Annotated in this window: 14 protein-coding genes and 1 tRNA gene; 6 read left to right on the top strand and 9 right to left on the bottom strand. The window is 68.0% G+C overall.

The features are described from left to right. Positions 1-6: 6 nt before the first annotated feature. From leuA to ACOGXE_RS03555, 3 genes are all read right to left on the bottom strand, one after another. Positions 7-1,734: a 2-isopropylmalate synthase gene (leuA, locus tag ACOGXE_RS03565; protein ID WP_419932574.1), complete on the bottom strand. Its 1,728-nt coding sequence runs from the start codon at positions 1,732-1,734 to the stop codon at positions 7-9. A gap of 212 nt (positions 1,735-1,946) precedes the next feature. Next, positions 1,947-4,049, bottom strand: a complete 2,103-nt coding sequence (gene ppk1, locus ACOGXE_RS03560; protein ID WP_419932573.1) for a polyphosphate kinase 1 — start codon at positions 4,047-4,049, stop codon at positions 1,947-1,949. Between the two features lie 136 nt (positions 4,050-4,185). Further along, positions 4,186-5,664 carry an acetyl-CoA acetyltransferase gene (locus tag ACOGXE_RS03555; RefSeq protein WP_419932572.1) on the bottom strand — a complete coding sequence of 493 codons (1,479 nt, stop codon included), beginning with the start codon at positions 5,662-5,664 and terminating at the stop codon, positions 4,186-4,188. A gap of 158 nt (positions 5,665-5,822) precedes the next feature. Between ACOGXE_RS03555 and ACOGXE_RS03550 the strand changes: the two genes are divergently transcribed. Continuing rightward, positions 5,823-6,554 carry a J domain-containing protein gene (locus tag ACOGXE_RS03550; protein ID WP_419932571.1) on the top strand — a complete coding sequence of 244 codons (732 nt, stop codon included), beginning with the start codon at positions 5,823-5,825 and terminating at the stop codon, positions 6,552-6,554. A 6-nt stretch (positions 6,555-6,560) separates the two neighbouring features. Here the strand turns inward: ACOGXE_RS03550 and ACOGXE_RS03545 are convergent, their stop codons facing one another. From ACOGXE_RS03545 to ACOGXE_RS03530, 4 genes are read right to left on the bottom strand one after another with little or no spacing between them, the layout of a single operon-like run. Continuing rightward, complete coding sequence (locus tag ACOGXE_RS03545) at positions 6,561-7,406, bottom strand: VOC family protein (protein ID WP_419865347.1); 846 nt, start codon at positions 7,404-7,406, stop codon at positions 6,561-6,563. A 24-nt stretch (positions 7,407-7,430) separates the two neighbouring features. Beyond that, positions 7,431-9,017 carry a sulfatase gene (locus ACOGXE_RS03540; protein WP_419932570.1) on the bottom strand — a complete coding sequence of 529 codons (1,587 nt, stop codon included), beginning with the start codon at positions 9,015-9,017 and terminating at the stop codon, positions 7,431-7,433. Positions 9,018-9,074: 57 nt separating this feature from the next. Beyond that, positions 9,075-9,833 carry an SDR family NAD(P)-dependent oxidoreductase gene (locus ACOGXE_RS03535; protein ID WP_419932569.1) on the bottom strand — a complete coding sequence of 253 codons (759 nt, stop codon included), beginning with the start codon at positions 9,831-9,833 and terminating at the stop codon, positions 9,075-9,077. Between the two features lie 60 nt (positions 9,834-9,893). Then, complete coding sequence (locus ACOGXE_RS03530) at positions 9,894-10,946, bottom strand: LLM class F420-dependent oxidoreductase (RefSeq protein ID WP_419865344.1); 1,053 nt, start codon at positions 10,944-10,946, stop codon at positions 9,894-9,896. 143 nt (positions 10,947-11,089) lie between these two features. Here ACOGXE_RS03530 and ACOGXE_RS03525 point away from each other — a divergent pair, with 143 nt between their 5' ends. Continuing rightward, the gene (locus tag ACOGXE_RS03525) at positions 11,090-12,466 is read left to right on the top strand and encodes a TrpB-like pyridoxal phosphate-dependent enzyme (protein ID WP_419932568.1); all 1,377 of its coding nucleotides are present in this window, start codon (positions 11,090-11,092) and stop codon (positions 12,464-12,466) included. Positions 12,467-12,540: 74 nt separating this feature from the next. Further along, entirely contained in the window at positions 12,541-13,689 is a 1,149-nt protein-coding gene (locus ACOGXE_RS03520) for a 4-oxalomesaconate tautomerase (RefSeq protein ID WP_419932567.1), read from the top strand. A gap of 32 nt (positions 13,690-13,721) precedes the next feature. Here the strand turns inward: ACOGXE_RS03520 and ACOGXE_RS03515 are convergent, their stop codons facing one another. Continuing rightward, positions 13,722-15,032, bottom strand: coding sequence for a cytochrome P450 (locus ACOGXE_RS03515; RefSeq protein WP_419932566.1), 1,311 nt, complete (start codon positions 15,030-15,032; stop codon positions 13,722-13,724). 66 nt (positions 15,033-15,098) lie between these two features. On the opposite strand from ACOGXE_RS03515, the gene ACOGXE_RS03510 reads away from it, so the two are divergent. Continuing rightward, a tRNA-Val gene (locus ACOGXE_RS03510) sits at positions 15,099-15,172 on the top strand. Between the two features lie 30 nt (positions 15,173-15,202). Here the strand turns inward: ACOGXE_RS03510 and ACOGXE_RS03505 are convergent. Further along, positions 15,203-16,066 (bottom strand): alpha/beta fold hydrolase, encoded by an 864-nt coding sequence (locus tag ACOGXE_RS03505; RefSeq protein ID WP_419932565.1) that lies wholly within the window; start codon positions 16,064-16,066, stop codon positions 15,203-15,205. A 138-nt stretch (positions 16,067-16,204) separates the two neighbouring features. Between ACOGXE_RS03505 and ACOGXE_RS03500 the strand changes: the two genes are divergently transcribed. Next, complete coding sequence (locus ACOGXE_RS03500; RefSeq protein WP_419932564.1) at positions 16,205-17,260, top strand: amidohydrolase family protein; 1,056 nt, start codon at positions 16,205-16,207, stop codon at positions 17,258-17,260. Next, complete coding sequence (locus tag ACOGXE_RS03495; RefSeq protein ID WP_419865331.1) at positions 17,260-17,943, top strand: 4-carboxy-4-hydroxy-2-oxoadipate aldolase/oxaloacetate decarboxylase; 684 nt, start codon at positions 17,260-17,262, stop codon at positions 17,941-17,943. Before ACOGXE_RS03500 ends, ACOGXE_RS03495 begins: the two co-directional genes overlap by 1 nt. Positions 17,944-17,955 lie beyond the last annotated feature (12 nt).

Here is a 17,955-nt window from a genome sequence, read left to right as displayed (position 1 = left end):
GTGGGCTCAGCGCGCGAGCACCCCGGAATCGGGCTCAGGGTGCGAGCGGTTGATGGCTGACAGCAGCGCTCGGAAGCTGGCCGTGACGATGTTCGGGTGCAGCGCGGCGCCCCAGTACACGTCTCGCGACGGGGTCTCGATCTCCACGTACGCCGCGGCGGTGGCGTCTGCGCCTGCCCCCACGGCGTGCTCGTGGTAGTCGACCAGGCTGACCTCGATGCCGAGCGCGTCGGCCAGTGCGGTCTTGAACGCAGAGAGCGGGCCGTTGCCGCGCCCCTTCGCCCGCACCTCTCCGTCGGGCCCCTTGATGGTCGCTTCCACCTCGGACTCGTCGGACGACTCGGAGTCGAAGTAGCTGCGGTGGCCGAGGTAGGTGTACGGCGATTCGGCATGCAGGTAGGTCTCGTCGAAGGTCTTCTTGATGGCCTCCGGCAAAATCTCGCCGCCCTCGTCGGTGATCGCCTGGATGACGCTGCTGAACTCGATCTGCAGCCGCCGCGGCAGGTCGAGGCCGAAGCTGTTCTTCATCACGTAGGCCACGCCACCCTTGCCCGACTGGCTGTTCACGCGGATCACGTCCTGATAGGTGCGTCCCACATGCGCTGGATCGATCGGCAGGTAGGGCACCTCCCAGAAGTCGTAGTCGTCCGCCAGCGCTTCGAAGCCCTTCTTGATGGCGTCCTGGTGGCTGCCGCTGAATGCCGTGTACACCAGGTCGCCGCCGTAGGGGTGGCGCGGATGCACCGGGAGCTGGTTGCAGTACTCGGCGATGCGGCGCAGGTGGTCGATGTGGCTGATGTCCAGCTCGGGGTCGACGCCCTGGCTGAACAGGTTCATCGCCAGCGTGATGATGTCGACATTGCCGGTGCGCTCGCCGTTGCCGAACAGCGTGCCCTCGACCCGGTCTGCTCCTGCCATCACGCCGAACTCTGCGGCCGCCACGCCGCAGCCGCGGTCGTTGTGGGGGTGCAGCGACAGCACGACAGCATCGCGGTTGTCTACGTTTCGGTGGAAGTACTCGATGAGGTCGCCGTAGGTGTTCGGGGTCGCCATCTCGACGGTGGCCGGCAGGTTCAAGATGATCGGGTCCTCGGCGGTGGCGCCCCACTCGGCGCTGACCGCATTGCACACCTCGAGCGCGTAGTCGATCTCGGTGCCCGTGAACGACTCAGGCGAGTACTCGAAGCGAATCTCGCCGCCCTCGTGCTGTTGCGCCAGCTCCTTGCACAGCCGTGTGCCCGAGATGGCGATGTCGGAGATGCCCTCAGTGTCCAGCCGGTACACCACCCTGCGCTGCAGCTCCGAGGTCGGGTTGTACAGGTGCACGATTGCCTTCTTGGCTCCGGCGATCGATTCATAGGTGCGCTCGATCAGCTCGGGCCGGCTCTGGGTGAGCACCTGGATCCAGACGTCGTCGGGCACCAGGTTTTCCTCGACGAGCATGCGGCAGAACTCGAAGTCGGGTGCGGAGGCTGACGGGAACCCCACCTCGATCTCCTTGAACCCCATCTCGACGAGCACCTCGAACATCTGGCGCTTGCGGGGGACATCCATCGGGTCGATCAGGGCCTGGTTGCCGTCGCGCAGGTCCACCGAGCACCACAGCGGTGCCTCGGCGATGATCTTGTCGGGCCAGGTGCGGTCCGGCAGATGCGCGGGATATGCATAGGTGCCATAGAGGTGGAACGGCATCGAGCTCGGCTGCTGGGCGCTGATGCGCTTGACGTCTGCCATGGGAATCTCCTGCGGTTGGGGCGGTCGTTCGGGTTCTGGTGAATCAGATCGGTCGGGTTCGGGTCACGAAAAAACCCCCTGGCCCGGAGGCGCAGGAGGTTGGGCGAGGACCTGTGCGGTCCTCGCCTAGGTAAGAAGGAGCAGTCCGGTAGCGGAATGCGGTGCGGTGTGAGTCGAGACGCGAATCACGCAGAACATGCTACCAGTGACGGCTAGCGGCGGCGGTCGGCGTGGAGGGCCAGCATCAGCTGGTGGAGATCGGCACCGCAGTGCTTGGTCCATTCGCCGTCGCTGCCGAGCTCCCAGCGTGCGATGCCGTCGTCGAGGTACATGTCGGTGAGCTCGCTGAGCTCGGTCACGAGCGCAGGTGCCTCCACGGGCGCCAGCGCCTCGACGCGGTAGCGCAGGTTCCGCGGCATGGCGTCCGCCGAGCCCAGCAAAATCGTGTAGCCCCGGTCCGGGTTCCCGAACCTGTACACCCGGCTGTGCTCCAAGAAGCGGCCCACGATGCTGCGCACCGAGATGCTCTCGCTCATGCCCTCGACGCCCGGCACCAGGCAGCAGATGCCGCGCACCACCAGGTCGATGCGGCAGCCCTGTTGCGATGCCTCGTAGAGCGCGTCGATCACCTCGTTGTCGACGATGGCGTTCATCTTCATGAAGATGTGGCCGTCGGGTTCGGCGGCTTCGGCTGCGATGTGCTTGACCAGGGATTGGCCGAGAGAGTGCGGTGCGACGGCCAGCTTGCGGTAGTCGGTCTTGCGGCTGTAGCCGGTGAGCGAGTTGAACAGTGCAGCCACGTCGGCTGCGAAATCCCTGTCCGCGGTGAGCAGTCCGAAGTCCTCGTAGATGCGGGCGGTGTCGGCGTTGAAGTTGCCGGTGCCGACGAAGCAGTAATGCGCGATGCCCCGGGACTCACGCCGCACCACCATGGCCAGCTTGCAGTGGGTCTTCAGACCCACGACGCCGTAGGCGACATGCACGCCGGCGCGCTCAAGCAGCCGCGCCCATTCGATGTTGGCGTGCTCATCGAAGCGTGCTTTCAGCTCGACCACGACGACCACCTGCTTGCCGCGCTCCGCAGCCCGTATGAGCGAGTTGACGAGGCGAGTCCGCTCTGAGGTCCGGTACATCGTCAGCTTGATGGCGAGCACATCGGGGTCGTCGGCGGCCTGGCGGATGAACGCGTCGAGACTGGTCGTGAACGACTCGTAGGGCAGATGCACCAGGATGTCCTGCCGCCTGAGGACATCGAAGACGTCGACGCCCGTCTCGGATTCCTCCGCGGTTGTGCGCTGGCCTCCGGTGCCGCCGGCCAGCAGCGCACTGGCTTCGGTAGTCGCGCGCAGCGGCAGCGGCGTCCTCGGGTTGTGGGGCGGCGTCTTGAGATCGTCGCGGTCGATGTCGTACAGCTCGAACAGGTCCGACAGGCCGAGCAGTCCCTTCGAGGTGTAGACGTCGTCGTGGGTCAGCTTCAGCTCGCGGGTCAGCATGTCCAGCGCATCGCTGCCCAGGTCGGGCGCAGCCTCCAGGCGTACGGCGCCGCCGAAGCGCCGCTGGCGCAGCTCGAGCTCCATGTGCTTGAGCAGGTCGTCGGTCTCGGTGTCGTCGATGTCGAGATCCGCATCGCGGGTGACCCGGAACGTGCTGTGGCTGAGCAGTTTCACGCCCGGGAACAAATCGCCCAAGTGTCCGGCAATGACCGATTCAAGTGTGATGAAGCGGTTCTCGTCAGGCAGGGCCAAAAAGCGCGGCAGGATCGGCGGCACTTTCACACGTGCGAACGACGGCCCGCTGCGGGAATGCTCGACGAACACGGCGAGGTTCAGCGACAGGTCCGAGATGTACGGAAAGGGATGAGCCGGATCAACGGCAAGCGGGGTCAGCACCGGAAAGACCTGCTCGCTGAAGAGCTCAGCTACCCAGGCGCGGCCGGTGGCATCGAGATCGTCAGGCTCCACGAAGCAGATTCCCTCGGCGGCCAGCGCCGGCCGCAGTTCCTCTTCGAACAGCGATGAAGCGTCGTGGAGCTGCTGGGCCGCTGCCGCCCGGATCGCCTCGAGCTGCGCCCGTGGGGTCAGGCCGTCAGCGCCGGCTTGGCGCACCCCGGCCTCGATGGAATCGAGCACCGTGGGCACCCGCACCTGGAAGAACTCGTCGAGGTTCGACGCGTGGATGGCGACGAACTTGATGCGCTCGAGGAGCGGCAGTTCCCGATCATGTGCAAGCGCCAGGACACGATGATTGAAGTCCAGCCAAGACAGTTCTCGGTTGAGGTAGCGCTTGGGTGATCGGGCCCCGTTGGCGGCGGACATGACGGCTCAAGCCCCTGTGCGGTTGGCGCAAGGCGCCGTGGGGCGAAGCACCCTGCGCTCGTGAGAGTACGCAATCGGCATCGCTGTCCACAAGTGGCGGAGAGTCCCTGTGGACAACCGCCGGAACAGCCGCAGGTCACACCGGCGCGAACTCGAAGGCGTCGCGGACCACGACGTCGGTGCCGATGAACTCGGTTTGCGTCATCTCGACCATGAGTTCGGGGTCAGTGCTGCGGGCCCACTGCCGCCCGTTCGGCGTTCGCACCGCTGCCAGGGCCACTTCGGGAGCCTCCCGGCCGTGCATGACGGTGTATGCCTCGATGGCGGCATCGCCGGTGTAGTCGGCATCGAGATCGACGGACGGGAACTGGTCGATCTCGTCCTGGCAGTTCTGATGGCGGAACCCGCCCTCTGGCGGGGTCGTGGAGTAGATGCCGAAAGCGTGCTTGGTGAGATAGCCGCCGTTCGCCGAGCACAGCCCGACGCTGCCGGGTTCTTCCCGGAGCTGGCCCGCCATCGTGGCGATCGAATGGCCGACGTAGTTGTTGAGCGGACCACCGGCGAAGGTGAGGCCCCCGGTCAGTGTCAGGTCGCGGTCGAGATCGAGGCCCAGCTCGGTGGCCGAAATCTGTACCGCCGAGGGGAAGCACGAGTACAGGTCGACGTAGTCGATGTCGTCGACGCCGACACCGGCTAGCTCCATGACGCGGCGACCGGCCACACGGATGGCAGGCGAGCTGTGCAGGTCGCCTCGATTGGACACGAAATCGGTGTCGCGCCCGTCGGTGCCCGCGTGCGGGAACAGCCAACGATCACGTGGGACACCTGCCGAGGCGGCCGCCTCGGCGGAGCACACGATGAGCGCTGCAGCGAGGTCGAGGTCCCAGTTGGAGTTCATGCACTTCGTGTAGGGAAAGCCGATGAACCGGTTCGACGGGCTCGGTTCGCGGATCTCCTCTGCCGTCATCGGCGTGCGGACCCAGGCGTACGGGTTGGCGACGGCGGCCCGGTTGAACTTCTCCCACATCGCCGCAACGCGGTCGCGATGCTGGTCGTGGGTCTCGCCGCGTGAGGCTCTGAAGGCCGACTCGAACATCGGGTACAGGTTGATGGGGTCCCGCAGGCCCCGCTCGACCTCGACCTTGTTGTTCATCACGACGTCGACGCCCAGCACTTCATCGGGCACCTTGTCGGTCTGAGACGTGTAGGGGATGCGTTGGTCTGCCCGGCGCGCGCGCCGGCGGCTCCAGATCCCTTCGGCCCCCGCGATCAGCACGACATCGGCCTCGCCGGCGGCAATGCGGCTGCACGCCATGTTCACCAGGGACTGCGGGACGTTGCCGCCGTCGGTGGAGAGGCCGGTCTTGCCGGAGGCCCCGAAGCGTTCGTTGAGCAGCGCGGCTGGGTCCGAGTACGGCCAGGCGCCCTTCACGACCCATGTGTGCGTGGCCCGGCTGGTCAAGCCCGGGGCGCCTGCGTCGTGCGCGGCCGCGGCCAGCGCCTCGGCCATCATCGCGACCGGTTCGAGCGCCTCGACAGGAACCTCAGGGCGCTGCTTGAACTGTCCTGCACCGACGAGGACCGGGGTGCGAGGATCGATCTGGCTGTCTGTCATGGCGATGCGGCCTCGTGGTCGGGAACTGCGGGGTGAACGGGACGCGACGTTAGCGAACGGCGTTCTGGCGGGGCCGGGCTGGGTGTCCCGGTCACCGGTGCGGCGCAGCGGCATTGCACTTGACGGGCAGCAGTAGCGTCGCGGGCGGGAGGCCGCCGGTGGCCAAGTTGCCCGATCACTACGCAGCGCTTGGTGTACGCCCCGACGCGGATGCGGCAGAGATACGTCGCGCATGGATCCGGGCGGCCCGTGCCAATCATCCCGATCAGCGCGGCGATGTCAACCAGGAGCAGACGGAGCGCTCGGATCGGCGCATGCGGGCGGTCAACGAGGCGTGGCGGGTGCTGGGGCGAGCGGAGTCGCGCCGCTCCTACGACGAGGAACGCGCAGCTGCAGCGCCGCGACCGCCTCAGCCGTCATCGCCTGCGGGACCGAGCCCGCCTACGGGCAGCGCTGGCACCGGTCAGAGTGCGGCCGATGACCCGTGGTTCGACGACGCCCCGACTGTGGAGCCTGGCGGGCCGGGCGGCTTCGTGGTGCGTCATCGCAGCGCGGCGCTGGTGGTGCGGGTGCTGCCCTGGCTGGCGATCGCCGTCGTCGGCGTGGTGATCTTCGTGGCCAGCGCGTACATGACCGCCGACACCATCCAGGATCCGTCCAGGGTCGCGGCGCTGGAGGTCGGGGAGTGCTTCTGGCAGGCACCCAACGGCGCGCTGCGCACGGTCGACTGCGAGCGGGCGCAGTCCGACGGCGTGCTGGATCAGATCATCACGATGTCGCCTGGGGACCGGTGTCGCCATCCCGATGCCGTGATTCACCCGGCACCGATCGCGGGCCGCCGGCTCTGCCTGGTGCCGGTCGATCGCTGGGAGCCGCGCGTCGCGGAGTAACCGCCGTCAGCCGTGTTCGGTGAGCAGGAGGCGCACGCCCAGATTGTGCTCGGGCGGCACGATGAACATCGCGTCCTGCGGCTCGCCGCCCCCGCACACGCCCACCCGCTGTGCGCCGGGCACGAGGCCGGGATCGTCGATCTGGAAGTGCAGCAGTTGCAGGCGGCCGGAGCGGTTGCCCATCCAGTGGGCCAAGTTGGCCTCGGTCGGCTGGATGAGCTTCAGGTTCCACGGGCCTGACTGCAGATCCACGCCGGCGCCGACGTTGGGGTCCTTCCACTCGTCGGTCCGCTCCATGCCGAGCGGTCCTTCGAACATGGCGGCGGTGGCCTGCACGTCAGCCGTCAGGTGAACGACGGTTGCGATCCTCGTGGTGCTCGCGTGACGGGTGGGCGGCAGCGGCGGGGCGTCGTCCCAGCCCCCGCCTCCGTCCCACGCGACCTGGATCACGATGCCCCAGCTCTGCTTGGGATGCAGGAATGCCTCTTTCCAATCTGGATTCGACTCGTTGACGCCGATCACCTCGTAGCCGGCGGCGCGCAGCGCACCGACGGTGTCGTCGAAGTCCGGCGTCTTGAAGGTGAAGTGGTGCGGCCCCGGACCGTTGCGTGCCAGGAAGCGGCGCAGGAAGTCGCTGCCGGGGTGCTCGATCGGCTCGAGTATCTCGATCCTGGCCCCGCCGTCGAAGCTCACTTGGCAGAAGTAGAAGTCATCGCCGGCTTGCGATGCCGGGTCGTTGTCCGGGCCGCCGATCCAACGACCGCCCAGGTCGCGGCTGTAGCGGATCACGTTGTCCCAGGCGCGTTCGCTGACCACGGCCACGTGGTCCATGGCGAGCTTGTCGGTCGGCATGGCGGGTGAGGCTACGCAGACCGCTCAGGCGGTGCTCACGGGCATGCCGCGTGCGATGTCGTCGGCTTCCATCATGGCGGCGGCCAGTCGCTCGTACATCTCGGCTCGCCGGGCCGGGTCGCTGCGGCCGAGGGGAGCGATCTCGCTCGGGTCGCCCGCAGTGTCGAACAGCTGCTCGGCGCCGTCGCTGTGCCGGGTCAGCCGCAGGTCTGAGGTGACCAGCGTGCGGGTCTTGACCGGCGTCAGCACCTTCATGGACAGCGCTCCCGGGAAGTCGTCCTCGATGAGCACCTCGTCGCGCACGGTTGCCGACGGGTCGTCCAGCACCGGCACGAGGCTTCTGCCCCCGATGCCCTCGTAGGAGGGCACCGCGGCCAGGTCCATCAGCGTGGGGCCGAGGTCGATGCTGCCGGCCAGCGATTCGGTGCGACCCGGCGAACGGCGGGGGTCGACGATCACGTATGGCACCGCGAGCGTGCCGCGGTAGTGCAGGAAGCCCTTCAGCATCAGCCCGTGGTCGCCCATCATGTCGCCGTGGTCGCTGGTGAACACGATGATCGTGTTGTCTGCCTGGCCGAGCCGGTCGAGGGCAGCCAGGATCTGGCCAATGCCGTCGTCGATCATCTCGATCATGCCGTAGGTGGCGGCTGTCGCTTCTCGCAGCATCTGCCGGTCGCCGGCCACCCCGCAGGGCGTCACCCAGTGACGCTGGCTGGCCGGGTGGAGCCGGCTGATGGCCTGCACGTAGCGGGGGGCTCCGTCCAGCGGGTCGTCGACGCTGGACGGCAGGTCCATGTCATCGGGGCTGTGGCGATCGAACCACTCGCCCGGAGGAGACATGGGGTGGTGCGGGTCTGGGTATGAGGCCCACGCCAGCCACGGCTGGGCCCGGCTGGCGGAGTCTTCGATGAAGGCGACGGTCCGCTCGGTCACAAATGTCGTGGAATGGAACTCGGGGCCGTAGGGCGGTTGGTAGATCTGCCACCAGCGATCCGATCGCCGCCGGGCGGGCGACTCCGCGGTCATGGGCACCATGAGATCTTCGAGCCGTCCGCCCCGGTCCAGCGCCCACAGCAGGTGGTGGCCGCTGACACGTGCGCCGTGGTCGATGGACAGCTCGACCTGGGAGAACCCGTAGAAGCTGTCGGGAAACTCCGGCGCACTGTCGAGGTAGCGCTCGGCGTGCTCCAGCGTGTCCCAGCCTGAAGGCCAATAGTCATCGATGGCGGGTTCGGACAGGCCGGACGGGAACACTGCATTGCGGGACATGCCGTGCTGCAGGTGGGACTTGCCGATGAGCGCTGTGCGGTAGCCCGCCTGGCGGAACTGGCGGACGTGGGTGTTGGCGCCGGGCTCCAGCGACCGGTCGTTGAAGACCACGCCGTGAGCGCTGGGCATGCGCCCCGTCATGATCGTGGAGCGGTTGGGCATGCAGACCGGGTTCGCCACCCAGGCGTTGTCGAACACCATCCCCCGCGCTGCGAGCGCGTCGAGGTTGGGCGTGCGGACGACTTCGTTGCCGCCGAAGCCGGTGTGATCGGCCCGCTGCTGGTCGGTGATGATGAACAGCACATTGGGCTGCGATGCAGCGCCGTTTGCGCGAGCGGTCATGGCGAATTCCCGTCGATGGTGTGGCGAAGAGGTGTGGCTGGGGATGTTCGGATCGGCTCAGCCGAAGTTCATGGCTGCCGGGTTGCCGCCGTCCACCACCACGGTCTGGCCGGTGATGGACTCGGCCTCGCACAGCATCACGGTGGCGTTGGCGATGTCGATCGGGCTGCCCACCTGGCCGAGCAACGCGCCTCGGCGAGCTCCTTCGGAGATCTCGTCGGGCAGGCGCGCCGCCATGCGGGTGCCTTCCACCAGTCCCGGTGCCACGCAGTTGACGGTGACCCCCGGGGACATTGCCACGGCCAGGCAGTGGGTGAGGTGGATGAGTGCCGCTTTCGAGCAGCTGTAGGCGATGCTGCTAGAGCCGGGGAACAACCCGCCGACCGAGGCGATGTTCACGACCCGGCCGCCGCCGTCGGCCTGCAGCAGCTCCGCCAGTGCCCGGGTCAGCAGGTACGGCCCCCGCAGGTTGGTCTCCTGCACACGATCCCACGTGGCCGAGTCCAGCGTTTCGAGGTTGCGAAACGGGATGCCGATGTTCCACGCGGCGTTGTTGACCAGCACGTCGCAGCGGCCCCCTTCAGCCACGACCGCCGCGGCGTCGTCGATGGAGGCCTCGTCGCGTTGATCGAGCTGCAGCACATCGGCAGCACGGCCGGCCGCGCGCACCAGATCAGCACTCGTATTCGCGCGCTCGAGGTCACCCACGTAGGTCACGATCACGTCGGCGCCGGCCGCGGCCAGCGCTTCGCATATGGCGCGCCCGATGTCGCCGGAACCACCGGTGACAACGGCCAGCTTTCCTGTCAGGTCCATGTTCGACTGCCTTTCGATCAGCGCCGCGTGCTGTTCAGTGCCCTGGACTGTTGCACCCGCTCAGTTGGCGACCAGTTCGGCCATGGCCGCGAGCAGCGTCGGCGGGCCTGAGAGCTGCAGCACCGTCACCACCGTGTCGTCCCAGCGCCGCAGGTCTGCCGCGATCTTGTCCATCGGGCCGATGAGCGCGACTTCCTCGACCAGCTCGATGGGGATGGTCCCGGCAGCTTCCTGCTTGTGGCCGGTGAGGTACATGTCCTGCACCTCGTCTGCGATGTGCTGGTAGCCCATCCGGCAGAAGACGTCGTAGTGGAAGTTGGCGTCGCGGGCGCCCATCCCGCCCATGTACAGCGCCAGCATCGGGCGGATCCGGTTTGCGGCGCGCTCGATGTCGTCGTCGGGCACGACGCTCATCGGGCACACCACCTCGAAGTCGGCATCTGCGGGGATGCGGCCGTCGTCGCCGATCAGCGGCTTGCCTGCGGCCGCGAAGCCGGCGTTCAGCGCATCCACGTAGAACTGGTTGTCCTTGGGGGCGAAGAACAGCGGCAGCCAGCCTTCGCACAGCTCGGCTGCGAGGGCCACGTTGCGGGGTCCCTCGGCGCCTAGGTAGATGGGCACATCGGCTCGCAGCGGGTGCACGGTGGACTTGAGCGGCTTGCCGAGGCCCATGCCGCCCGGGTAGGGCATCTGGTAGTGGTCGCCGCTGAAGCTGACGGGCTTGTCGCGCTCGAGGATGGCTCGGACGATCTCGATGTACTCCCGGGTGCGGGCCAGCGGGCGGGGATAGGGCTGGCCGTACCAGCCTTCGACCACCTGGGGGCCGCTGACGCCGAGGCCCAGGATGAAGCGGCCGCCGCTGAGGTGGTCCATCGTGATCGCCGCCATGCCGACTGCGGCTGGCGTGCGTGCGGAGATCTGGATGATCCCGGTGCCGAGGCCGATGCGTTCGGTGTGGCTGCCCCACCACGCCAGCGGCGTCAGGGCGTCCGAGCCGTAGGCCTCAGCGGTCCAGAACGAGTGAAAGCCGAGCTGCTCGGCGAGCTGCAGCGTCTCCAACGCATCCGGCGGCGGACCAGCCGCCCAGTAGCCGACTCCGGTTGCAAGCTTCATGTCACGCCGCCTTGTTGTTCGCGGAAATGCGGGAGTGCCCAGTATGGGCGCTGGGGGCCAGACGATTCTCAGCTTGCGGGTACAGTCCGCGCGCACGCGGTCGCAGGCCGCACGATTGGCAGGCGGACGGGAAGGAACACGCCATGAGCACTGACCGCAGCGACGGCCCGACCAAGGTCGTTCTGGACGAATCCGAGATGCCCACCCAGTGGTACAACGTCGTGCCGGATCTTCCGGCACCGCCTCCGCCGCCCTTGCATCCGGGCACGCTCGAGCCGATCGGGCCCGATGACCTCGCCCCGCTGTTCCCGATGGGGCTGATCCTGCAGGAGGTCAGCGGCGAGTCCTACATCGACATCCCTGGCGGCGTGCTGGACGTGTACCGGCTGTGGCGGCCGAGCCCGCTGTACCGGGCCCGCCGGCTCGAAGCTGCGCTCGACACGCCCGCCAAGATCTACTTCAAGTACGAGGGCGTCAGCCCGGCAGGCTCGCACAAGCCGAATACCGCCGTGCCGCAGGCCTTCTACAACCACACCGAGGGCGTCACCAAGCTCACCACCGAGACAGGTGCGGGGCAGTGGGGCTCGGCGCTGGCGTTCGCGACGGCGCAGTACGGCATCGAGTGCGAGGTGTGGCAGGTGGCGGCCTCGTACCGCCAGAAGCCCTACCGCAAGACGATGATGGAGATCTGGGGCGCCCGGGTGCACTCCAGCCCGTCGGAGGCAACCGAGTACGGACGCTCGCTGCTGGCAGAGGATCCAGATCATCCCGGCTCGTTGGGCGTGGCGATCTCGGAGGCGGTTGCCACAGCGGCCGCTGACCCGAACGCCCGCTATTCGCTCGGCAGTGTGCTGAACCACGTGCTCATGCACCAGACGGTCATCGGCGAGGAAGCGCTGCTGCAGCTCGCGAAGGTGGGCGAGACGCCCGATGTGATCGTGGGCTGCACCGGCGGCGGCTCGAACTTCGCCGGGCTGGCGCTGCCGTTCCTGCGCGAGAAGCTGGCTGGCCGGATGGACCCGACCATTCGCTGCATCGAGCCGGCTGCCTGCCCCACGTTCACCCGGGGCGAGTACCGCTACGACTTCGGCGATCACGGCATGATGACGCCGCTGCTGAAGATGCACACGTTGGGGCACAGCTTCATCCCGCAGCCGATCCACGCCGGAGGGTTGCGTTATCACGGCATGTCGCCGCTGCTGTCGCACATCTACGAGCTCGGTCTCGTGGAGGCGCTGGCCATCCCGCAGGAGGAGTGCTTCGCGGCGGCGATCCAGTTCGCACGCAACGAGGGCATCGTGCCGGCGCCCGAGCCCACGCATGCCCTGGCCGCCGCGCTGCGCGAGGCCGAAGCGGCGAAGCAGGCCGGCACCGAGCGCACGATTTTGACCGCCATGTGCGGCCACGGCCACCTGGACCTGCCGGCCTATGAGGCGTACCTCTCGGGTGCCCTCTCCGATGTGGACCTGAGCGATGAAGCCATCGCCGAGGCGATGGCCGGCATCCCCGCCGTCGGCTGAGCGACGTTCACGAACAATCGAGCACACCGGCTGTTGCCGGTCGACTGCTGCCCTAGGGGTGGCAGGCTGAGACGGTGACCACTGGGCAGCGAGCGATTCCGTGCGTGCTGATGCGGGGCGGCACGTCACGGGGGCCGTTCTTCGCCGCTCAGGACCTGCCCGGCGATCCGGCGCAGCGCGATGCCGTGCTGGCCGCGGTCATGGGCAGCCCGACGGGTCGCCAGATCGACGGGCTGGGCGGCGGCACGACAGTGACTAGCAAGGTGGCCGTGGTGGGACCGTCGTCGCATCCCGATGCCGACGTGGACTACCTGTTCGCCCAGGTCGACCCGGTCTGGGGCACGGTGGACACCAAGCCCACCTGCGGGAACATGCTGGTCGGCGTCGGCCCGTTCGCCATCGAGCATGGGCTGGTCCGCGCAGGGGATCCGACCACCTCGCTGGTGGTGCGCAACGTCAACACTGACAGTTTCATCGACGTGGTCTGCTGCACCCCCGGCGGCGAGCTGACCTATGACGGCGACTGCGAGATCGACGGCGTCGACGGCACGGCGGCACCCGTGGAATTGCGGTTCCGCGGCATCGAGGGTGCAGTGACCGGCTCGATGCTGCCGACCGGTTGCGCAAGCGAGGCAATCAGCGCCGGCGGCGTCGACGTCGAGGCCACGCTCATCGACGTGGCCATGCCGATGGTGATGGTGCGAGCTGCCGATCTGGGCAAGTCGGGTCACGAGACCCCCGCCGAGCTCGAAGCCGACGCCGGATTCATGGCCGCGATGGAAGCCATCCGCCGCGAAGCCGGCCAGCGCATGGGCCTCGGCGACGTGTCCCGCAGCGTGGTGCCCAAGTTCGGCTTGCTGTCGGCCGCCCGAGACGGCGGCACGATCACCTCTCGCTACTTCACGCCCACCCAATGCCACCCTGCCCACGCGGTATCGGGCGGCATCTGCGTGGCATCGGCGTGCGTGGTTCCCGGTGCCGTGGCGGCATCGCTGGCCACTCCGCCGGCCGGGCGCGCCCACGGAGGCGATGACGGCGAGGTTGCCGATGGTGCCGAGCTGATCGACGTGCAGATCGAGCACCGGAGCGGCTCGCTCGCGGTCGCGCTGGCCATCGAGCACGCAGGCGATGGCGTGCGGATCGTCTCAGGCGGGGTCACCCGCACTGCCCGCAAGATCATGTCCGGCACGGTCCACGTGCCTGCGCAGGTGTGGTCGGGCTGACGGGTTGATCGGCGGGACGGCCGCCGGGCTGCTCAGTCCCAATCCAGCCAGAGCTCCTCGGGGCCCCGGAAGGTGATGTTGGGGAACGTCTGGTAGTCCTGCGGCGGCAGCCGCAGCGACGGCACCACCTGAGTCAGGATCTCGAGGGCGATCCGGGCCTCCATACGCGCCAGGTTGGCCCCCAGGCAGAAGTGGATGCCCTTGCCGAAACTGATGTGGCGATGCGGGTCGGGCCGGGTGAAGTCGTAGTCGTCGACGTCGTACTGCTCGGTGTCGGCGAACGCGCAGGGCTCCCGGTTTGCCGCTGCGAAGTTCAGGAACACCCGCGTTCCCTTCGGCAGGTGCATCCCGGCGAGTTCGGTGTCTCGGGTGGTGACGCGGCGCCAGGCCACCTGGCTGGAGTCGAACCGCAGGGTCTCCTCCACCGCTGTGGGGATGAGCGAGGGGTCGGCGCACAGGGCGTCCCACTGGTCGCGCCGCGGCAGCAGGCACCGCAGCGTGTTGCACAGCAGGTTCGTGACCGGGTCGTGACCGGCGAACGAGATCCCGTAGATGATCGACTCCACCTCGCGGTAGCTGAGACCACTGCCGCCTTCGGGATCCGGGTCGGCATCGTGCGCGTCGAGCAGTTCCGAGCAGAAGTCGTCGGTGCGGTTGCGGTGGCGTTCGGCCACGAACTCCCGGCAGTAGCGCCAGTAGGCCAGCATTCCCTCGGCCATGTGGGCTTGCTCGGCGGCCGTGGGCTTGCCCCAGGCGAACGCCTTGCGGTTCACGCACCACGACTTGAGCATGAGGTCGTCGTCGGCCGGGAACCCGATGAAGCGGAACACGATCTCCGCTGGAAGCGGGAACGCCACCGCCTTCACGTACTCGGCCGGGGCCGGTCCGGCCAGCATCTCGTCGATCAACTCGGTGGCCCGCGAGCGCATGTAGTCCTCGAGCGTCCGCAAGCGCCGCACCGAGAAACCGGCCCGGGTGTGGACCCGGATGCGCCCGTGATCGGGCTCGGCACGGTTCGACATGACAGCCTGGGGGTCGTAGTCGGCTGCCGACAGCACGTCTGCTGCCTCGGGCGCCAGGGGGAAGATCGGGTCCTGCACGTTGGACGAGGCATACGTGTCGGGATCCATGAACACCGCCTCGATGTCGGCCATGCGCGTCACCACGACGTGGCCCATCTCGGCGGCGTAGAAGACCGGGTGGTCCTCGCGCAGCCGTGCAGCGATGGGGTACGGATCGGCCAGGTACTCCTCGCTGAGCGGCGACCAGCTCTCGTGCACCGGGCACCCAGGAGGCGGCGGAGCCAGCCGATCCGGTGCGGTGTGGTACGAGTCTGTGCTCACTGGGCTTTCCCCCTGCGAAGGCCGAGCGCCCGCCGGCTCCGGCAACGCCTATCATCGTCGGCCCGCGGGCGATTGGCTCAGATGGTTAGAGCGCTGCCTTCACACGGCAGAGGTCACTGGTTCGAGTCCAGTATCGCCCACGTCGCCGGTGCCGGCGGAAACGCGCAGGATCAGCCGTGCTGCGCGAGGTGGGCGAGCAACAGCTCGGTGAATACGCCCGGCGCCTCGTCGGTGACGAAGTGGTTCACGCCCGGCAGTTCGGCGAACTGGTACGGGCCGGTCACGTAGTCCGCGGTGTTCTCGGCTGCCATGCGGCCGACGGTGGCGTCCTCGTTGCCCCACACGAACATCGTCGGCACGCTGATCGCCGGCGTGCTGCTGGACTGGATGCTCGACTGACCCATTGCCCGGTACCAGTTGACGGCAGCATCGAGTGCCTCGTGGCTGCTGAGCGCTGCCAGGTAGGCGTCGATGTCGGCGTCCGGAACCGCGTTGCGAGCCATCGCACGCCGCAGTGCGCCGGCATTGTCGACCAGCAGCGCGTCGGTTGCCTCGGGACGCTGGAATGCCGGGTGATGGCGGGAGCGGTGCGGCTGATCAGGGTCGTCCCGCATGGCGGCCATGAACGCGGCCGGATGGGGCCGCGAGATGACGCTCAGCGACCTGACCCGCTCGGCGTGATGCGCTGCGATGAACCACGCCAGCGCGCCGCCCCAATCGTGCCCGACGATGTGAAATCGATCTGCGCCCAAGCTGTCGACAATGCCCAGTGCGTCGGCCATCAGCAGCTCGACCCGGTAGTCGGCGATGCCGTCCGGGCGTGCACCCTCGGAGTAACCGCGCTGATCAGGGGCGCAAGCTCGGTACCCGGCGTCGGCGAGTGCCGCCAGTTCGGCACGCCAGGTGTGGCGGGTCTGCGGGAAACCGTGCAGCAGCAGGACGGCCGCACCGTCGTCGGGACCTGCCACGTCCGCGGTGAAGCGCAGCCCGTTTGCCTCGATCACGGCGGTGGCAACGCCGTTCGCACTCGTCATCGTCACAGCCCTTCAGCGGAATGAGATCGCGCACAGCATGCCGCATCCGTTGGACGTGTTGCCGGGAGTCGGCGAATATGGTCGCCTCCGACGGCCAGCGGCAGTGAGGGTCGCTGGCATCAGTCCGGGGAGGCCGCAGTGATCATCGACTGCCACGGCCACTACACCACGGCCCCGCCGCAGCTCGGCGAGTACCGCGACGCGCAGCGGTCTGCGCTTCAGGCAGATCCGGAACATGTCGGCGCCAAGGGCGTGCTCGACATCAGCGACGACGAGATCCGCGACAGCATCGAGCAGCACCAGCTTCGCCTACAGCGCGAGCGCGGCTCAGACCTGACGATCTTCTCGCCGCGGGCGTCGTGGATGGGCCACCACGAGGGCAACGAGCACACGTCGCGGTTCTGGTCAGAGCACTGCAACGACCTCATCCGCCGGGTCTGCGACCTGTTCCCGGCCAACTTCGTGCCGGTCTGCCAGCTCCCGCAATCGCCCGGCGCGCCGATCGACAGCTCGGTACGGGAACTGCGTCGGTGCGTCACCGAGATGGGTTTCATCGGCTGCAACGTCAGCCCCGACCCATCCGGCGGGTACTGGACTGGCCCGCCGTTGAACGATCAGTACTGGTGGCCGCTGTGGGACGCTATGTCTGAGCTGGACGTACCCGGGATGATCCACGTCAGCGGCACCTGCAACCCGAACTTCCACGCCACCAGCTCGCACTACCTGGGCGCCGACACCACGGCGTTCGTGCAGATGATGATGAGCGACCTGTTCGCCGATCATCCCGGGCTGAGGTTCGTGATCCCCCATGGCGGGGGAGCGGTGCCCTACCACTGGGGTCGGTTCCGGGGCATGGCCCAGGACATGGGCCTGCGGCCCCTCGACGAGTCGCTGCTGGGAAACGTGTACTTCGACACCTGCGTGTACCACCAGCCCGGCATTGACACGCTGGTCGAGGTGATCCCGCCGCAGAACATCCTGTTCGCCTCGGAGATGGTGGGTGCGGTGCAGGGCATCGACCCGACGACCGGCTTCAACTACGACGACACCAAGCGCTACATCGACGCCGCAGACATCAGCGAAGATGCCCGCCGCATGATCTTCAGCGAGAATGCCCTGCGGGTGTACCCGCGCCTGGCTGGGGCCCTGGAAGCCCAGAAGAGCGCCGCAGCGGCGGCAGACCGGGAGGGATGATGGCGGCCCGACACATCGTGAAGCGCACTATCGAGCGGGCCGACAGCGAGGTCATCGCAGGCCTGGGCGACGCCGGCACCGCCACCGTTCACGAAGCCATCGGGCGCCGCGGCTATCTCGGCCCCGATCTGCGACCCATCCAGCAGGGCACCAAGGTCGGCGGGTCCGCGGTCACCGTGCTCTCGCATCCCGGCGACAACATCATGATCCACGCCGCTGTGGAGGTCTGCCAGCCCGGCGACCTGCTGGTTGTCACCAACACGGCGCCGTCCACGCACGGCATGTTCGGCGACCTGCTGGCATCGTCGCTCATGGCACGCGGCGTCGTGGGCTTGGTGATGGACGCAGGGGTCCGCGACACCCTGGACCTTCGAGCGATGGGCTTCGCGGCCTGGTCCCGTCACGTGTCCTGCGAGGGCACGGTCAAGAACACCCCCGGCTCGGTGAACGTGCCCATCAGCATCAACGGCGTCATCATCGAGCCGGGCGATGTCATCTGCGCCGACGATGACGGCGTGGTGGCGGTGCCCCGCAGCGAAGCCGCCTGGGCGCTCGAGCAGTCCAACGCCCGGCTCGCCAATGAGCAGGACAGTCGGGCCCGGCTGCAGGCCGGTGAGCTGGGGCTGGACATGTACGGGCTGCGCCAGAAGCTGGCCGATCTCGGCGTGAAGTGGGTCGACTAGGCATGCGGCGTC

The sequence above is a fragment of the Candidatus Poriferisodalis sp. genome, assembly GCF_965208555.1.
GTDB lineage: Bacteria > Actinomycetota > Acidimicrobiia > Acidimicrobiales > Poriferisodalaceae > Poriferisodalis.
Note: the sequence above shows the minus strand (reverse complement) of the source record. Positions and strands in the feature narration are given on the sequence as shown.

Bases quoted from the DNA above. Each gene is read 5' to 3' on its own strand.
- leuA (WP_419932574.1), bottom strand. From the start codon at position 1,734: ATGGCAGACGTCAAGCGCATCAGCGCCCAGCAGCCGAGCTCGATGCCG.
- ppk1 (WP_419932573.1), bottom strand. From the start codon at position 4,049: ATGTCCGCCGCCAACGGGGCCCGATCACCCAAGCGCTACCTCAACCGA.
- ACOGXE_RS03555 (WP_419932572.1), bottom strand. From the start codon at position 5,664: ATGACAGACAGCCAGATCGATCCTCGCACCCCGGTCCTCGTCGGTGCA.
- ACOGXE_RS03545 (WP_419865347.1), bottom strand. From the start codon at position 7,406: ATGCCGACCGACAAGCTCGCCATGGACCACGTGGCCGTGGTCAGCGAA.
- ACOGXE_RS03540 (WP_419932570.1), bottom strand. From the start codon at position 9,017: ATGACCGCTCGCGCAAACGGCGCTGCATCGCAGCCCAATGTGCTGTTC.
- ACOGXE_RS03535 (WP_419932569.1), bottom strand. From the start codon at position 9,833: ATGGACCTGACAGGAAAGCTGGCCGTTGTCACCGGTGGTTCCGGCGAC.
- ACOGXE_RS03530 (WP_419865344.1), bottom strand. From the start codon at position 10,946: ATGAAGCTTGCAACCGGAGTCGGCTACTGGGCGGCTGGTCCGCCGCCG.
- ACOGXE_RS03525 (WP_419932568.1), top strand. From the start codon at position 11,090: ATGAGCACTGACCGCAGCGACGGCCCGACCAAGGTCGTTCTGGACGAA.
- ACOGXE_RS03505 (WP_419932565.1), bottom strand. From the start codon at position 16,066: ATGACGAGTGCGAACGGCGTTGCCACCGCCGTGATCGAGGCAAACGGG.
- ACOGXE_RS03495 (WP_419865331.1), top strand. From the start codon at position 17,260: ATGGCGGCCCGACACATCGTGAAGCGCACTATCGAGCGGGCCGACAGC.